We start from the raw sequence: 14415 nt of genomic DNA, 5'->3' as shown, positions 1-14415 counted from the left end.
GCTCCCTATAGTGGCAAGACAGGGAACGAGCCTGCGTCGCTCGCCCACACAAGAACAATCAGGGAAGTCGCCATGCGCTCGAATCCGCTGCCCGCCTGGTCGCTGAAAGCTGTCTGCCTCGCCGGGGTGTTGTCCGCGTCCGTCGCCCAGGCGCGGATGGAGGAGCTGGCCGACAGCGAACTGTCCAACGTCACCGGCCAGGCCTTCATCAACCTGACCACCGATGCCAACGGCGGCATCAATTACACCCGCGTCAACTTCGGGGTGAGCGTCGACACCCAACTGAACATGAAGCGGCTGCAACTCGGCCAGTACGACGATGCCGCCACGCGGCCGGGGGAGGGCGCCGGCTCGTCGGACATCCTGATCAACAACTTCGCCCTCGGCACGGTCAACGCCGACGGATCGGTGAACCCCTTCCGCATCGCCGACCCTTTCGTCGAGCTGGCGTATTCCGGTAACAAGGTGGTGGGCGTGCGCATCGGCTTCGGCGAGGCCAAGGGCGTGCTTTCCGGGGATATCCAGAGCCTGACCGGCAATATCCCGGTGCATATCAAGGGCACCGGCAATGCCATCTACGACCGGGCCAACTTTGCCCAGCAGGCCGCACTGTTCCTCGCCGGTGTCTACCGCAGCAGTACGCTGGAGGCGGACGCTCAACTGGTCACTCCGGGAGGCGTCGCCGACCCCACCCGCGCCTCCCAGTCGGGCATCAAGAACGGCGATGGCCTGACCTGCACCGCCGGCTGTGCAGGTGGCTGGACCGATGCCCTGCTTGGCGCCTTCGCGTCGAGCAACTGCAGCATCCTCGGCATCGCGACCTGCTTCCCGCTGTCCCAGTTCCAGTCCTTGCCGGTGGGCAACATCGCCAACATGTCGAGCATGGAAGGGGCCGCGCGGGGCTTCTTCATCTCCTTCCAGAGCCAGGACCTGGCCTGGAAGGACATGGACCGCAACGCCTTCGTGACCGCCCTCAAGGGGGCCTTCATGAACATGCCGAGGTACCGCGACGCCAGCGGCAACCTGGTGTCGCCGATCAACATCGACTTCGACCAGGCCTTCAACGGTATCCCCCGGCAGGACACCTGCCTGGGGACGGCCACGGCGGGGTGCTGAGCATGGCCCGGACGGCTTCCCTGCTGCTGTTCGCGCTGCTAGCCGGCCCGGCGGACGCGGAAATGCAAGTCCTCGACGACCATGAGCTTGCCGACGTACAGGGCGCCGGTATCGGTTTCGTGCTGGACCAGGTCCTGCTGGACGCCAGCAACGCCACCATCACCATCAACGACATCACCAACGGCAGCGGACAGAACGTCCCCATCTCGGTGAAAGAGTTCTACCTGGGCGCCGCCGGCAGCAACAAGGGTGCGAACCTCAGCCCGGTGACCATCGGCCGGCTCAACCATCCCTTCGCCCTCAACCTGGCCAAGGGCGAAGCCATGCGCACCCTGCGCGACGATGGCCAATGGGTGCAAACCACCCCGAGCAACGTCACCGTCCTCGAATTCATGTTCCCCGAACGCCTGACCGGCGCCGCCGGCCAGCCCTGCATCGGCGGTTTCGCGGCGGCCGGCAACACGTGCTCCAGCCGCGCCAACGAGAAGGTGGACATGGGTATCCGCTTCGACTTCCAGGTGGCGGCCGGGCGTACCGACATCCTCAACCTGGATTTCGCCGAACTGACGATGGACGGCTCCTACCTGCGCCTGTGGGGCGACAGCAGCCGCAGCCAGATGGTCGGCGAGGCGCGCATCAACCTCTTTGCCAAGAGCCTGCAGATCATGAGCTGCGCCGCCGGCACCAGCGGCTGCAGCAGCACCACCGAGCAGCGCGACCGCACCATCTTCCTCAACAATGCCTACGCCAACATCTCCCTCGGCTACGGCAAGACCCAGCCGCTGCTGTTCGACGTGAGCAGCAACGGCCAGTTCGCCCTGGAGTTGCCCAACCCCACGGCCTCCGGCACCACCACGGCGGAGAAGAACGCCCTGGCGGCCGACTTCTATGCCAACGCGCCGCGCACCAATATCGTCATCAACAGCCTCCAGGCCGGTAGCGGCAACTTCGGCAGCGGCGGCTACAACTTCGGCTACAACGCCATCCAGGGGCTCAGCATCAACTACCTGAAGGTGACCAGCCATGACCTCTAAGGTGCTTTACCTGGCCGCGTTGCTGGCGCTGCCGGCCCTGGTCCGGGCGGAGTTGCAGCCTCTGGAGGATGCCGACCTGAGTCGGCTGAGCGGGCAGGGCGGGGTGTACCTCTCCGGCGAGTTCAGCATCAACAAGAACGGCGGTGTGCTGTGGAACACCCCCTCGTCCAACAACCCGGCCACCTGGCAGGCCAACGAACGCAGCTGCGCCATCGCCGGCGCCGCCAGCCCGGAAAGCTGCGGCCTGCGCATCGCCATCCGTTCCGAAGCCAACGGTGGCTGGTACGTGCTGGACAACCTCAAGGGCATCTTCAGCTTTGAAGGGCTGACCCTGAATACCCGGCTGATCGACAGCGGTTTCGGCGGCGACGGCGCCGCCTTCAACCAGGACGTGCTGGCCCTCGGCCTGCCCAACGAGGTGCGCTTCAAGAACGGCAGCTTCGCCTTCGGCGTGGCCAACCAGGGCGGCTGGCAGAACAAGGCCGGTGGCGTCGCCAACGGTGGCAATCCCGCTTACCAGCAGACCGACATCTTCTCGGCGAAAGTGGACGGCACCATCCGCATGCAGGGCAGCGTGCTGATCTTCCCGAAGAACTGAGGACCCGACCATGCGCCCCGCTCCCCTGCTGCTTGGCTTGCTCCTCGCCTCCCAGGCCCAGGCCATGGAAGCACTCGACGACTCCGCGATGGCCTCGGTCAGCGGCCAGGGCGGTCTCAGCCTGGAAACCTCCAGTCAGGGCTGGTCGGCCGACCGCATCAGCTACAGCCAGGACGGCCACAGCCTCGACCTGCGGGACGTGAGTAGCCGGCCCGCCAGCGGCGCTATCAGCACCTCCCAGTCGACCCTCGACGTGCACGACGGCCACTTGCAGGTGCAGCACAGTGCCAGCCCGCGGGTGCTGGCGGTGAGCGATATCGGGGTGGACAGTGGCAGCGGGAGCTTCGGCGCCTTCCGTGCCTTCTACACCCTCGGCGCCACGCTCAGGCTCAAAGGCGGCGGTGCCAGTGGCGTCAGCGGCATCGCGGTGGACGATAGCCGCCTTTCGCTCACCGACGTGACCTTCTACTACCGGGACAACGGCTTCGACCTCATCGTCAAAGGCCTGTCCTTCGACACATACCTGGACAACGCCTACCTGGACATCGTCAACGGTGGCACCGGCCAGGAGGTCACGCTCAACCTGGGCGATGCGCGCTTCGTCGGTACCGTCGGCGGCATCAGCCTCGACCTCGCCCATGGCGACCCCACCGCCGCGCCGGCCACACCCGATGCGCCGGACGTGCGCGACCCCAACGCCAGCCGCAGTTTCGGCAAGCTCAGCCTGGACCTGCGCCTGGGCGGCAGCCTCAGTGTCGCCAGCGGGGGCGCCAGCGGCGAGGGCATCCGCGTACGCCCGGACCTGACCATCGGCAGCAGTCTGTTCCAGTACCAGGATGACGGCATCCTGCGTGCCGAGAATTTCTCCGGCACCCTGCGCAGCCTCGGCGGCCTGACCTTCGACCTGGATCAGGACGCCAGCGGCAGCTACGCCCAGGTGGCTTTCCAGGACCTCAAGCTGAACGCCACCCTCGGCGGCCTGATCATCGGCAACCCGAGCAACCAGAAACTCGGCAGCCTGGCCATCGACCTCAACTTCGTGGACGAAGGCGCGCGGCAGAACTGGCTCAGGCTGCGTCCGGGCGGCGACCCCAATTCCGGTACCCAGGGCCTCACCGCCGACGTGAGCTGGAACATGGGCAACAGCTCGGTTTCCCTCACCGATAACGGCAACAGCCTGTGGTTCAGCGACCTGCGCACCCACGGCACCGGCCAACTCACCCTCGACCTCACCCGGAGTTGCGCAGGAGGGGCCGGCACGGGCTGCTATGCCGGCACCCAGAGCGACCTGGGCAAAGGCACCTACAACGGCCATTTCGATGGCCTGCGCCTGGGCCTTGCCAATATCCGGGGCGGCTACAGTTTCGACGGCCTGCGAGTGGGCTCGCCCGACGCGCCGCTGCAGGGCGGCACCGAGCTGCTGGTGCTGATGGAGATCTTCCCGGCCTACGATTTCACCCTCAACGGCCAGCTCACCCTGCTGCCCGGTGGCAGCAGCGGCGACGGCCTGCGTTACAACGCCGACTTCGTCTTCAGCGACGCCCGTGCCGCCATCAGCGTGGATGAGACTGGCAAGGGCCTGTGGCTGGCTGGAACGAACTACGAAATGCATTTCCGCGACGGTTCGGTGGACGTGAGTCTCAATGGCATCGAACTGCGCAAGGGCAGCTATTGGTCGAAGCTGGACGTCAGCGACTTGCGCTGGGGCGACCGCACCACCGGCGCCAGCCTCGGCCGACTGGTCCTCAAGCGCTACGAACTGGGCTCCACCCTGGCGCTGAGCTCCGGCGGCGCGGGCGCGCTGTGCGTCGGTGGCAGCGGCGCCAATGCCGGGGCCTGCTCGGCCAGTGGCGGGCGCTGGGAAGACCGGGGCAACGAAGGGGTGTCGGTGAAACTGAAGAATGTGTTCGTCCGCGACGCGACGGTGGACAGCAACGTCAACGGCGTCGCCACCGACGAGAAGCGCAACCAGATCATCTGGGAAACCGACCGGGTCAATGGCGCCGCCGGCAGTGGCAGCCAGCTGGTTGTGGATAACTTCCATACCTCCGATGGCAATCCGGCGGACCCCAACGCCAATACCTACGGCTTCAACGCCGACCTCAACCTCGACGTGGCGCCCACCAAGGTCTGTACCAACAGTGGCGGCAGCTGCTCGCCCGTCACTCCCGACCCGCTGGGCTTCGCCGTGAACGGGCGCATCCACTTCAAGGAAATCAACATCGATCGTGTGCAGCACGTCCACCCCACCGGCGGTGCCGTTACCTCCATGTACGGCATCAAGCTGCAGAATGCCGACATCAGTGCCAACCTGACGGCCACGCCGATCAACTGAGGCTTTGTCGGGGGGATGGCGTTTTTCCATCCACCCGCGGCGCTGTGCCGAGCCGCGAAGGGTGGATCGGTGAAGCGAGGTTCAGCCGGCCGACTCGGCGGTCGGTCTGGAAGCGACTTCAGTCGCGCGTTCGCCCGCACAAACACCGTACCGGTGCCGGGTCGCGCCCGCGCCGGCGCCGCTCACGACTCCGCCCAGCCGAACACCTCACGCGCATTGCGCGTGCTGGCCTCGGCCAATTCCTCCGGCGTGACGCCGCGTATCTCCGCCAGGGCCGCGCAGATGTCCGGCAGGAACTCAGGGCTGTTGCGCCCGTAGGGGTGCATGGCCGGCGCCATGTCCGGCGAGTCGGTTTCCAGCACCAGGTCTTCCAGGGGCAGTTGCGCGACGACTTTGCGCAGGCGATTGGCCTGGGGCCAGGTGGGGGCGCCGCCGAGGCCCAGGCGGAAGCCCAGCTTGCGGTATTCACGCGCCTCTTCGATGCTGCCGGCGAAGGCGTGGACGATGCCGGGACGCTTGAGGCGGAAGCGCTTCAAGGTGGCGATCACCGCCGCATGACTGCGTCGTACATGCAGCAGCGGCGGTAGTTCGAATTCCGCCGCCAGGGCGAGCTGGGCGTCGAACAGGCGTTGCTGGTCGTCGCGATCAAGCTCGGGGATGAAGTAATCCAGGCCGATTTCCCCCACCGCGCAGAGCCGGGGATGGCCCGCATGGCGCTCCAGCCACTGGCGTAGGTCCAGCAGGTGTTCGTCGCGGTGCCGGGCCAGGTAGACGGGGTGCAGGCCGAAGGCCGCGTAGAAATCGTCCCCCGCGTTGACCATGTCCCAGATGCGTTCCCAGTTCTCGCGAAAGACGCCGAGCAGCACCTGGCGGCGTACGCCCGAGGCGCGACAACGTGCCAGCACGGCCTCGCGGTCGGCGTCGAAGTCAGGGAAATCCAGGTGGTTGTGGGTATCGATCAGCATGGCGCCAGCATATACCCACGGACGTGGTCAGCAAGCCGGGCCGGTGCGGCCGCGCGCCTGGTCCGGGGGCAGGCAGACAAACTCGGACTGTTCCAGCAGCCGCGGATTCTTCGCGCGGATGCTGCTGGTGAGCGAGTTCATGAAGCGGTGGGCGGCATCGAGGTCGTCGAAGCGACGGGCGCCATTGAGACTACCGGTGTAGGTGCCGTTGCTGGCGGCGAAGCAGTGGGCGTAGCCCTGACACTCCAGGCCGACCACCCAATAGGGCAGCTTGATCTTGACGTCGGCCTGGGAGGTGCCGGCGGCGAGGATGGACAGGGTGAGGAGAAGGGCGGTTTTTTGCATCCTGCGCATGGCTGGCTCCTTGTGGAAAGGACGCCAGCCTAGCGGATGCGGCAGGGGGCGGGAAGCCGGCGCGCCGACCGGGCCTCAGTGGTGCTCGCGGGTGGCGCGGAATTTCACGTCCGGCCAGCGCTCTTCCATCAGGCTGAGGTTGACGCGGGTGGGCGCCAGGTAGGTCAGGTGGCCGCCGCCGTCGATGGCGAGGTTCTCGAAGGCCTTGTCCTGGAATTCCTTGAGCTTCTTCTCGTCGCCACATTCGATCCAGCGCGCCGACCAGACGTTGATCGCCTCGTAGGCGCACTCCACCTTGTATTCCTCCTTCAGGCGGCTGGCCACGACGTCGAACTGCAGCACGCCCACGGCGCCGAGGATGATGTCGTTGTTGCGCTCGGGGAAGAACACCTGGGTGGCGCCTTCCTCGGCCAGTTCCTGCAGGCCCTGGCGCAGCTGCTTGGATTTCAGCGGGTCCTTCAGGCGAACGCGGCGGAAGAGTTCCGGGGCGAAGTGCGGGATACCGGTGAAGCCCAGGGCCTCGCCTTCGGTGAAGGTATCGCCGATCTGGATGGTGCCGTGGTTGTGCAGGCCGATGATGTCGCCCGCATAGGCTTCTTCCAGCTGCTCACGCTCGCTGGAGAAGAAGGTCAGCGCGTCGCCGATCTTCACGTCCTTGCCCAGGCGGACGTGGCGCATCTTCATGCCCTTCTCGTACTTGCCCGAGCAGATACGCATGAAGGCGATGCGGTCGCGGTGTTTCGGGTCCATGTTCGCCTGGATCTTGAACACGAAGCCGGAGAATTTCTCTTCGGTGGGCTCCACGCTGCGTTCGTGGGTGGCGCGGGACAGCGGCTTGGGGGCCCAGTCGACGATGCAGTCGAGCACCTGGTCGACACCGAAGTTGCCCAGCGCGGTGCCGAAGAACACCGGGGTCATCTCGCCCTTGAGGAAGGCGTCCTTGTCGAACGCGTGGCAGGCGCCCTGGACCAGTTCCAGCTCCTCGACGAAGTTGTCGTAGAGATCGCCGAGGTGGGCGCGGGCCTCATCCGAGTCGAGCTTGTCGATCACCTTCATCTCGGTCCGCTCGTGACCATGGCCCGGGGTGTAGACGATGACCTTGTCGGCGCCCAGGTGGTACACGCCCTTGAAGTCCTTGTAGCAGCCGATCGGCCAGGTGATGGGCGCGGCCTTGATCTTCAGCACCGCTTCGATTTCGTCGAGCAGTTCGATGGGGTCGCGGATGTCGCGGTCCAGCTTGTTGATGAAGCTGACGATGGGGGTGTCGCGCAGGCGGCAGACTTCCATCAGGGCGATGGTGCGCGGCTCGACGCCCTTGCCGCCGTCGAGGACCATCAATGCCGAGTCCACCGCGGTCAGGGTGCGGTAGGTGTCTTCGGAGAAGTCTTCGTGGCCGGGGGTGTCGAGCAGGTTGATCATGTGCTCGCGGTAGGGGAACTGCATCACCGAGGTGGTGATGGAGATGCCGCGCTGCTTCTCCATCTCCATCCAGTCGGAGGTGGCGTGACGGTCGGACTTGCGCGACTTCACGGTACCCGCCACGGCGATGGCCTTGCCCATCAGCAGCAGCTTCTCGGTGATGGTGGTCTTACCGGCGTCGGGGTGGGAGATGATCGCGAACGTGCGGCGTTTCGCGACTTCGGCGGCCTGGATGGTCATGGATGGGTGCCCGTTGGAATCGATGGCGGGGCGCGAACGGCCCGGAAAAGCGCGGGATTATAGCGGGAAATGGACGGCCGATCAGTGCCGCCGGGCATCCGGGTGATCGAGGTTTGGGTGCTGCTCCTTGGGCGTGGATTCATTCGCGGATGAATCCGCTTCCTCCGGTCCCGCCAGCACCGCCCCTGTCATCACCCTGCAACCCACATCTGTGCAGCATTTCATGACGTTTTGTTGAGGATTCGAAACGGTCAACTGGCGATGCGACAAAGGGATGCGAGAAAGCGGCAATTTTTGATTGATCTGTGCTGCCTGTGGTCCTAAAGTTCGCGCCCGAACGTCCATGCTGGCAACGATCCATCCGGCTCAAGTACTGACGACGAGAGGTTTGAAGTCGTACCCGACTGAAGATCCTCGGCGACATGCCTTGGGAAGTAGGCGAACCAAAGTGGGGAAACTGATCAGACGTTCCGGCGTGTTGTCCATAGAAGGACAGCGCCACCCCTGACAACTTTCGTTTGTTTTGCCATATGGAGTCCCTCGCATGTCGATCAAGGTCGAAGACTATTTCTCGCCCGAAACGTTCCAGCGCATGAAGGCATTCGCCGACAAGCAAGAAACCCCGTTCGTGATGATCGACAAACAGACCATCGCCGATTCCTACGATCAACTGGTCAGCTGCTTCCCCTTCGCCAAGATCTACTACGCGGTGAAGGCCAATCCGGCTACCGAGATCACCGAACTGCTGCGCGACAAGGGCTCCAACTTCGACATCGCCTCCATCTATGAGCTGGACAAGGTGATGAAGACCGGCGTTGGCCCGGAGCGCATCAGCTACGGCAATACCATCAAGAAAGCTCGCGACATCCGCTACTTCTACGAGAAGGGCGTGCGCCTGTTCGCTACCGACTCCGAAGCCGACCTGCGCAACATCGCCAAGGCCGCGCCTGGCTCCAAGGTCTACGTACGTATCCTCACCGAAGGCTCCACCTCGGCTGACTGGCCGCTGTCGCGCAAGTTCGGCTGCAACCCGGACATGGCCCTGGACCTGCTGATCCTCGCCAAGCAACTGGGCCTGGTGCCCTACGGCGTTTCTTTCCATGTGGGCAGCCAGCAGCGTGATATCGACGTGTGGGACGCCGCCATCGCCAAGGTCAAGGTGATCTTCGAGCGCCTCAAGGAAGAGGACGGCATCACCCTGCAGATGATCAATATGGGCGGTGGCTTCCCGGCCAACTACATCCAGCGCACCAACAGCCTGGAAACCTACGCCGAGGAAATCATCCGCTTCCTCAAGGAAGACTTCGGCGACGAGCTGCCGGAAATCATCCTCGAGCCGGGCCGCTCCCTGATCGCCAACGCCGGCATCCTGGTCAGCGAAGTGGTGCTGGTGGCGCGCAAGTCCCGCACTGCCGTCGAGCGCTGGGTCTACACCGACGTGGGCAAGTTCTCCGGCCTGATCGAAACCATGGACGAGTCCATCAAGTTCCCGATCTGGGTGGAGAAGAAGGGCGAGATGGAAGAAGTGGTGATCGCCGGCCCGACCTGCGACAGCGCCGACATCATGTACGAGCACTACAAGTACGGCCTGCCGCTGAACCTGGCCGCCGAAGACCGCCTCTACTGGCTTTCCACCGGCGCTTACACCACCAGCTACAGCGCGGTGGAATTCAACGGCTTCCCGCCGCTGAAGTCCTACTACCTGTAAGCCGCCGCGCTACGTAAGAGGCCCGCCTTCTGGCGGGCCTTTTCGTTGCGCGCGACAACCCCTGAGGCTGTGTGGGCAGCACATTCCGTGTAGGGATTATCCGCCGGCGGCAAGGGCATTTCCGAATCTGTGCGGGCCAGTTGTTATCGATAATCATTACTAAATAGAGTCGCTCCCCAATCAACAGGGAGACCTCTCATGGATCATCGGAACACACCCCCCAGGCTGTCCCCGCTCAACCGGCTGGCGAGCGCCATCGGCATCGCCCTGGCCACGTCCTCCTCCTTTGCCGCCGCATCGTCGGCGGGGCCGGCGCTGCAGCTCGACGACGTAACGGTGAATGGCCAGCGCGACAAATCCTACAAGGTCGAACGCTCGGCCTCGGCCAAGTACGCCGTACCGCTGCTGGATACACCGCAGACCATCACCGTGGTGCCCCAGGAAGTGATCCAGGACCAGAAGGCACTGAGCCTGCGCGAAGTGCTGTCCAACGTCTCCGGCATTACGTTCAACGCCGGTGAGGGCGGCGGTGGGTCGGGCGACAGCATCAACATCCGCGGCTTCTCGGCCAACGCCAACATGCAGATCGACGGTCTGCGCGACAGTGCGCAGAACAACCGCACCGATACCTTCAACATCGAGCAGGTGGAGGTCATCAAGGGCCCCAACTCGGTGTTCGGTGGCATGGGCACCACCGGCGGCGCCATCAACCAGATCACCAAGCAACCGCTGGGCGAAACCTTCACCCGCCTCGGCGCCGGCCTGGGTACCGACAGCTACCACCGCCTGACCCTGGACACCAACCAGCCCCTGGAGAGCGTCGGCACCGGCAGTGCCTTCCGCCTCAACCTGATGGCCCACGAGAACGATGTGCCTGACCGCAAGCAGATCGAGCGCCAGCGTTGGGGTATCGCGCCGTCGCTGGCGCTGGGATTCAGTGAAGACACGCGCCTGACGCTGAGCTACTTCCACCAGGTCGACGACAACGAGCCGGACTACGGTGTGCCCGCCTTCAACGGCAAGCGCGTGGCCGGGGTCAGCCGCGACGCCTTCTTCGGCTGGCGCAACCTGGATAAGGAGGACATCAGCCAGAACGCGCTCACCCTCAAACTGGAGCATCAGTTCAACGACGACCTGTCGCTGCAGAATCTGCTGCGCTACAGCCAGGTCCACCGTGACACGGTGATCTCCGCCTCCCACATCAACATCGACAAGCTGCCTCCGGGGCGCTACATCCCAGCGGGTCCGCAGGCCTATGGCCGCGATGCCACCAGCAAGATGTGGATCAACCAGACCAGCCTGACGGCCGACTTCGACACCTTCGGACTCGGGCATACCCTGGTCGGCGGCCTGGAACTATCCCGCGAGACGTATTCCCGTGACGTGTATTCCTACGGCCTGAAGTTCCCCAGTGACGGTTACGAACTGGCCAGTCCGCCGGGTTACTGGAGCGGGCCGACCGACAAGGGGACTTCGAGCACGGTCGACACCCGCCTGATCGACCGCGCGCTCTACCTGTTCGATACCATCGCCCTGCATGAGATGTGGGACCTGAGCCTGGGGATGCGCTACGACTGGGTCGATGGCGACGCCGAGAACCGCAGCCTGGCCAAGGGCGCGTGGACCACCAAGGGCTACAGCTCAAGTGACGAGCGCTTGAGCAGCCGCGCCGGCCTGGTGTTCAAGCCCACCGACTACGGCCGCATCTATGTCGCCTGGGGCAACTCCTTCAACCCCTCGGCGGAAAACCTCGCCACCTCCGGCGCCGGCCTGAGCGAAGCGACCCAGAAGCTCGGTCCGGAAAAGAACGAGACCTGGGAACTGGGCACCAAGTGGGAAGTGCTGGACCGTCGCCTGGGGCTGGATGCCGCGATCTTCCAGGTGGACAAGAAGAACGCGCGGGTGAGCATGGCCGACGGTTCCACGGCGCTGGCCGGGGATCGCCGGGTACAGGGAGTCGAACTCGCAGCGACCGGTGCGCTCACCGAGCAGTGGAAGCTGTTCGCCAACTTCACCTTCCTCGACAGCGAAACCCGCAAGGACGCCAACACCCCTAAGGGCCTCGCCACTGTAGGGCAGGCGCTGGCCAACACGCCGCCGCGCTCCTTCAACCTGTGGACGACCTACGACCTGCCGGGTGATTTCCGGGTCGGCTACGGCGCGCGCTATGTCAGCGAGCGCAACCTCACGTCGTCGAACGACGGCATCAAGCTGGATGCCTACTGGCTGCACAACGCCATGCTCGGCTACAAGGCCAGTGAAAACCTGGACCTGCAGCTGAACCTCAACAACCTGTTCGACAAGGACTACGTGGAGCGGGTGCGCACCGTCCTGGGCACGGCTGGCCGTTCCTCCGCCTTCGAATACGGCGACGCGCGTTCGGCGGTGCTCTCGGCGACCCTGTCCTTCTGAACCACGCGATTGGAACGCCCCGGCCGCATTCGTGGCCGGGGCGTTTTCATGGGCAGCGCAAGGAGCTTTTACCGACGCGGATCAATCCTTGTCGATGGCGGCGCTGTCATAGTGCGGCGGCCCAATTTAGAATCATTCGCTTCTGATAGAGGTTCGCCAGAACCCATGGAGACCACCGACGATGATGCTGACCATCCCCGATGTGCTGACGCCCGAGCAGGTGCGCAAATGCCGTGAGGCGCTGGAGCGCGCCAGTTGGCAGGATGGCCGGGGGACGGCCGGGCATATCGCAGTCGGCGCCAAGGCCAACGAACAGCTGGCGCTGGACGATCCGCTCGCCGCGGAGATCGGTGACTTCATCCTCGAACGCCTGGTCGGCAATCCGCAGTTCATGGCCGCCGCGCTGCCGCTGAAGGTGCTGCCGCCGCGCTTCAATCGCTACACGGGCGGCGGCACCTACGACAACCACATCGACAATTCGATCTTCAGCGTGCCGGGCACCCCCCACCGGGTGCGCGCCGACCTCTCTGCGACGCTGTTCTTCTGCGAGCCGGAGGATTACGAAGGCGGTGAGCTGGTGATCGAGGACCGCTACGGCAATCAACGCGTCAAGCTGCCGGCCGGGCACCTGGTGCTGTACCCGAGCGGCAGCCTGCACCGGGTCGAGCCGGTCACCCGTGGGGCGCGGCTGGCGTCCTTCTTCTGGATCCAGAGCCTGGTCCGCGAGGACGGCCAGCGGGCCATGCTGCTGGAGCTGGACGAGAGCATCCAGGCGCTGACCCGCCAACTGCCGGGCAGCCCGGAACTGGTGCGCCTGACCGGCCTCTACCACAACCTCCTGCGGCATTGGTCGCACACCTGAGCCGAGTCGCCATGTCGTCACTTCCCAAGCTCCAGCAGATACCCGCCGAAATCGCCGCCGTCGCCGACTACCAGGCCTTCGCCCGCGAACGCATGACCCCCGAGGCCTGGGCCTACCTGGCTGGGGGCGCCGCGGATGAGCAGACCCTGGCGGACAACCTGGCCGCCTTCCAGCGTGTGCGCCTGCTCAATCGGGTCATGGAGGACCTTGGTGGCGGCCATACGCGCCTGCGGCTCTGCGGGCTGGAGCTGGACTACCCGATCCTCCTGGCCCCGGTGGCCTTCCAGAAGCTGGCGCACCCGGACGGCGAGCTGGCCAGCGTGCTGGGCGCCTCGGCCATGGGCGCCGCCATGGTGGTCAGCACCCAGGCCAGCGTCAGCCTGGAGGCCATCGCCCAGGCGGCGCAGACGCCGCTCTGGTTCCAGCTCTACATCCAGCCGGACCGCGAGTTCACCCGGGAACTGGTGCGCCGCGCCGAAGCGGCGGGCTATCGCGCGCTGGTGGTGACGGTGGATGCGCCCGTGAATGGTCTGCGCAATCGCGAGCAGCGCGCCGCCTTCGCCTTCCCCGAGGGCGTGGAGGCGGTGAACCTGAAGGGGATGCGCAGCCTGCCGCCCAGCGTCGCCCGGCCGGGAGCCAGCCCGCTGTTCGGCAGTCCCTTGTTGGAGCATGCGCCCACCTGGAAGGACCTCGAATGGTTGCAGTCCCTTACCCGCCTGCCGGTGCTGGTCAAGGGCGTGATGAACCCGCGCGACGCCGTGCGGGCGGTCGAGGCAGGCGTGGCCGGGATAGTGGTCTCCAACCACGGTGGGCGCACCCTGGATGGCCTGCCGGCGACCCTCGACGTGCTGCCGGCCGTGGCGCGTGCGGTGGAGGGCAAAGTACCGCTGTTGCTGGATGGTGGCATCCGTCGAGGGACGGATGTGTTCAAGGCTCTTGCCCTGGGGGCCGACGCGGTGATGATCGGCCGCCCTTACGTCCACGGCCTGGCCACGGCCGGCGCTTCGGGCGTGGCCCATGTCCTGCACCTGCTGCGCACCGAACTGGAAGTGGCCATGGCCCTGACCGGCTGCGCCAGCCTCGCTGACATAGACGCCTCCCTGATCTGGCGCGAGGGTCACCTCGACGCGAGGTGAAACGGGTGCCTCCCGAGGCTGTGTACGAATTTTCGTAAATGACTGGAGGGGTGCGCCGCGTGTTTGGAGGGCGGGGACGCCTGATGTTTAACATGATTGCTTAAGAAGGTGACTTTTGGCTGCACGTTTGTCGATTTTTTCTGATTTTTGCGTATGAAGATTTCATCATGGAAATGTAAAGATTATGTAAATTCCATCTCTTTATATTTACTGATAAACATTCGCAAATAGAATCG

General features: G+C 64.9%; 11 protein-coding genes. 8 read left to right on the top strand and 3 right to left on the bottom strand.

Features of this window, described 5'->3' with window-relative positions; translation table 11 throughout:
* Positions 1 to 72: 72 nt before the first annotated feature.
* Genes PJW05_RS22580 through PJW05_RS22565 form a run of 4 tightly spaced genes read left to right on the top strand, consistent with a single transcriptional unit; the run spans position 73 to position 5083 of the window.
* Positions 73 to 1116: a DUF6160 family protein gene (locus PJW05_RS22580; protein WP_271409179.1), complete on the top strand. Its 1044-nt coding sequence runs from the start codon at positions 73 to 75 to the stop codon at positions 1114 to 1116.
* 2 nt (positions 1117 to 1118) lie between these two features.
* Complete coding sequence (locus PJW05_RS22575) at positions 1119 to 2150, top strand: hypothetical protein (RefSeq protein ID WP_271409178.1); 1032 nt, start codon at positions 1119 to 1121, stop codon at positions 2148 to 2150.
* The gene (locus tag PJW05_RS22570) at positions 2140 to 2748 is read left to right on the top strand and encodes a DUF6160 family protein (protein WP_271409177.1); all 609 of its coding nucleotides are present in this window, start codon (positions 2140 to 2142) and stop codon (positions 2746 to 2748) included. Before PJW05_RS22575 ends, PJW05_RS22570 begins: the two co-directional genes overlap by 11 nt.
* Positions 2749 to 2758: 10 nt before the next feature.
* Complete coding sequence (locus tag PJW05_RS22565) at positions 2759 to 5083, top strand: DUF6160 family protein (protein WP_271409176.1); 2325 nt, start codon at positions 2759 to 2761, stop codon at positions 5081 to 5083.
* A gap of 182 nt (positions 5084 to 5265) precedes the next feature.
* Here PJW05_RS22565 and PJW05_RS22560 read toward each other — a convergent pair whose 3' ends face one another.
* From PJW05_RS22560 to PJW05_RS22550, 3 genes are all read right to left on the bottom strand, one after another.
* A complete protein-coding gene (locus PJW05_RS22560; protein ID WP_271409175.1) occupies positions 5266 to 6048 on the bottom strand; it encodes a TatD family hydrolase in 783 nt (260 codons plus the stop codon).
* A 27-nt stretch (positions 6049 to 6075) separates the two neighbouring features.
* On the bottom strand, positions 6076 to 6402 hold the full coding sequence (locus tag PJW05_RS22555; RefSeq protein WP_271409174.1) for a hypothetical protein: 327 nt from the start codon (positions 6400 to 6402) through the stop codon (positions 6076 to 6078).
* 75 nt (positions 6403 to 6477) lie between these two features.
* Positions 6478 to 8061: a peptide chain release factor 3 gene (locus tag PJW05_RS22550; RefSeq protein ID WP_271409173.1), complete on the bottom strand. Its 1584-nt coding sequence runs from the start codon at positions 8059 to 8061 to the stop codon at positions 6478 to 6480.
* A 544-nt stretch (positions 8062 to 8605) separates the two neighbouring features.
* Between PJW05_RS22550 and PJW05_RS22545 the strand changes: the two genes are divergently transcribed.
* The 4 genes from PJW05_RS22545 (at position 8606) to PJW05_RS22530 (ending at position 14179) form a co-directional block, all read left to right on the top strand.
* Positions 8606 to 9769 (top strand): type III PLP-dependent enzyme, encoded by a 1164-nt coding sequence (locus tag PJW05_RS22545; RefSeq protein ID WP_271409172.1) that lies wholly within the window; start codon positions 8606 to 8608, stop codon positions 9767 to 9769.
* A 198-nt stretch (positions 9770 to 9967) separates the two neighbouring features.
* Positions 9968 to 12181, top strand: a complete 2214-nt coding sequence (locus PJW05_RS22540) for a TonB-dependent receptor (protein ID WP_271409171.1) — start codon at positions 9968 to 9970, stop codon at positions 12179 to 12181.
* A gap of 181 nt (positions 12182 to 12362) precedes the next feature.
* Positions 12363 to 13043 (top strand): Fe2+-dependent dioxygenase, encoded by a 681-nt coding sequence (locus tag PJW05_RS22535; protein WP_271409170.1) that lies wholly within the window; start codon positions 12363 to 12365, stop codon positions 13041 to 13043.
* Between the two features lie 11 nt (positions 13044 to 13054).
* Positions 13055 to 14179 carry an alpha-hydroxy acid oxidase gene (locus PJW05_RS22530; protein ID WP_271409169.1) on the top strand — a complete coding sequence of 375 codons (1125 nt, stop codon included), beginning with the start codon at positions 13055 to 13057 and terminating at the stop codon, positions 14177 to 14179.
* Positions 14180 to 14415: the final 236 nt, after the last annotated feature.

It is taken from the genome of Pseudomonas sp. Q1-7 (assembly GCF_028010285.1).
GTDB lineage: Bacteria > Pseudomonadota > Gammaproteobacteria > Pseudomonadales > Pseudomonadaceae > Metapseudomonas.
Note: the sequence above shows the minus strand (reverse complement) of the source record. Positions and strands in the feature narration are given on the sequence as shown.

What these genes read in the sequence shown, in the direction of transcription:
- PJW05_RS22530 (WP_271409169.1), top strand. Translation starts at nt 13,055, where the DNA reads ATGTCGTCACTTCCCAAGCTCCAGCAGATACCCGCCGAAATCGCCGCC.
- PJW05_RS22555 (WP_271409174.1), bottom strand. Translation starts at nt 6,402, where the DNA reads ATGCGCAGGATGCAAAAAACCGCCCTTCTCCTCACCCTGTCCATCCTC.
- PJW05_RS22535 (WP_271409170.1), top strand. Translation starts at nt 12,363, where the DNA reads ATGATGCTGACCATCCCCGATGTGCTGACGCCCGAGCAGGTGCGCAAA.
- PJW05_RS22570 (WP_271409177.1), top strand. Translation starts at nt 2,140, where the DNA reads ATGACCTCTAAGGTGCTTTACCTGGCCGCGTTGCTGGCGCTGCCGGCC.
- PJW05_RS22575 (WP_271409178.1), top strand. Translation starts at nt 1,119, where the DNA reads ATGGCCCGGACGGCTTCCCTGCTGCTGTTCGCGCTGCTAGCCGGCCCG.
- PJW05_RS22565 (WP_271409176.1), top strand. Translation starts at nt 2,759, where the DNA reads ATGCGCCCCGCTCCCCTGCTGCTTGGCTTGCTCCTCGCCTCCCAGGCC.
- PJW05_RS22540 (WP_271409171.1), top strand. Translation starts at nt 9,968, where the DNA reads ATGGATCATCGGAACACACCCCCCAGGCTGTCCCCGCTCAACCGGCTG.
- PJW05_RS22580 (WP_271409179.1), top strand. Translation starts at nt 73, where the DNA reads ATGCGCTCGAATCCGCTGCCCGCCTGGTCGCTGAAAGCTGTCTGCCTC.
- PJW05_RS22545 (WP_271409172.1), top strand. Translation starts at nt 8,606, where the DNA reads ATGTCGATCAAGGTCGAAGACTATTTCTCGCCCGAAACGTTCCAGCGC.
- PJW05_RS22560 (WP_271409175.1), bottom strand. Translation starts at nt 6,048, where the DNA reads ATGCTGATCGATACCCACAACCACCTGGATTTCCCTGACTTCGACGCC.
- PJW05_RS22550 (WP_271409173.1), bottom strand. Translation starts at nt 8,061, where the DNA reads ATGACCATCCAGGCCGCCGAAGTCGCGAAACGCCGCACGTTCGCGATC.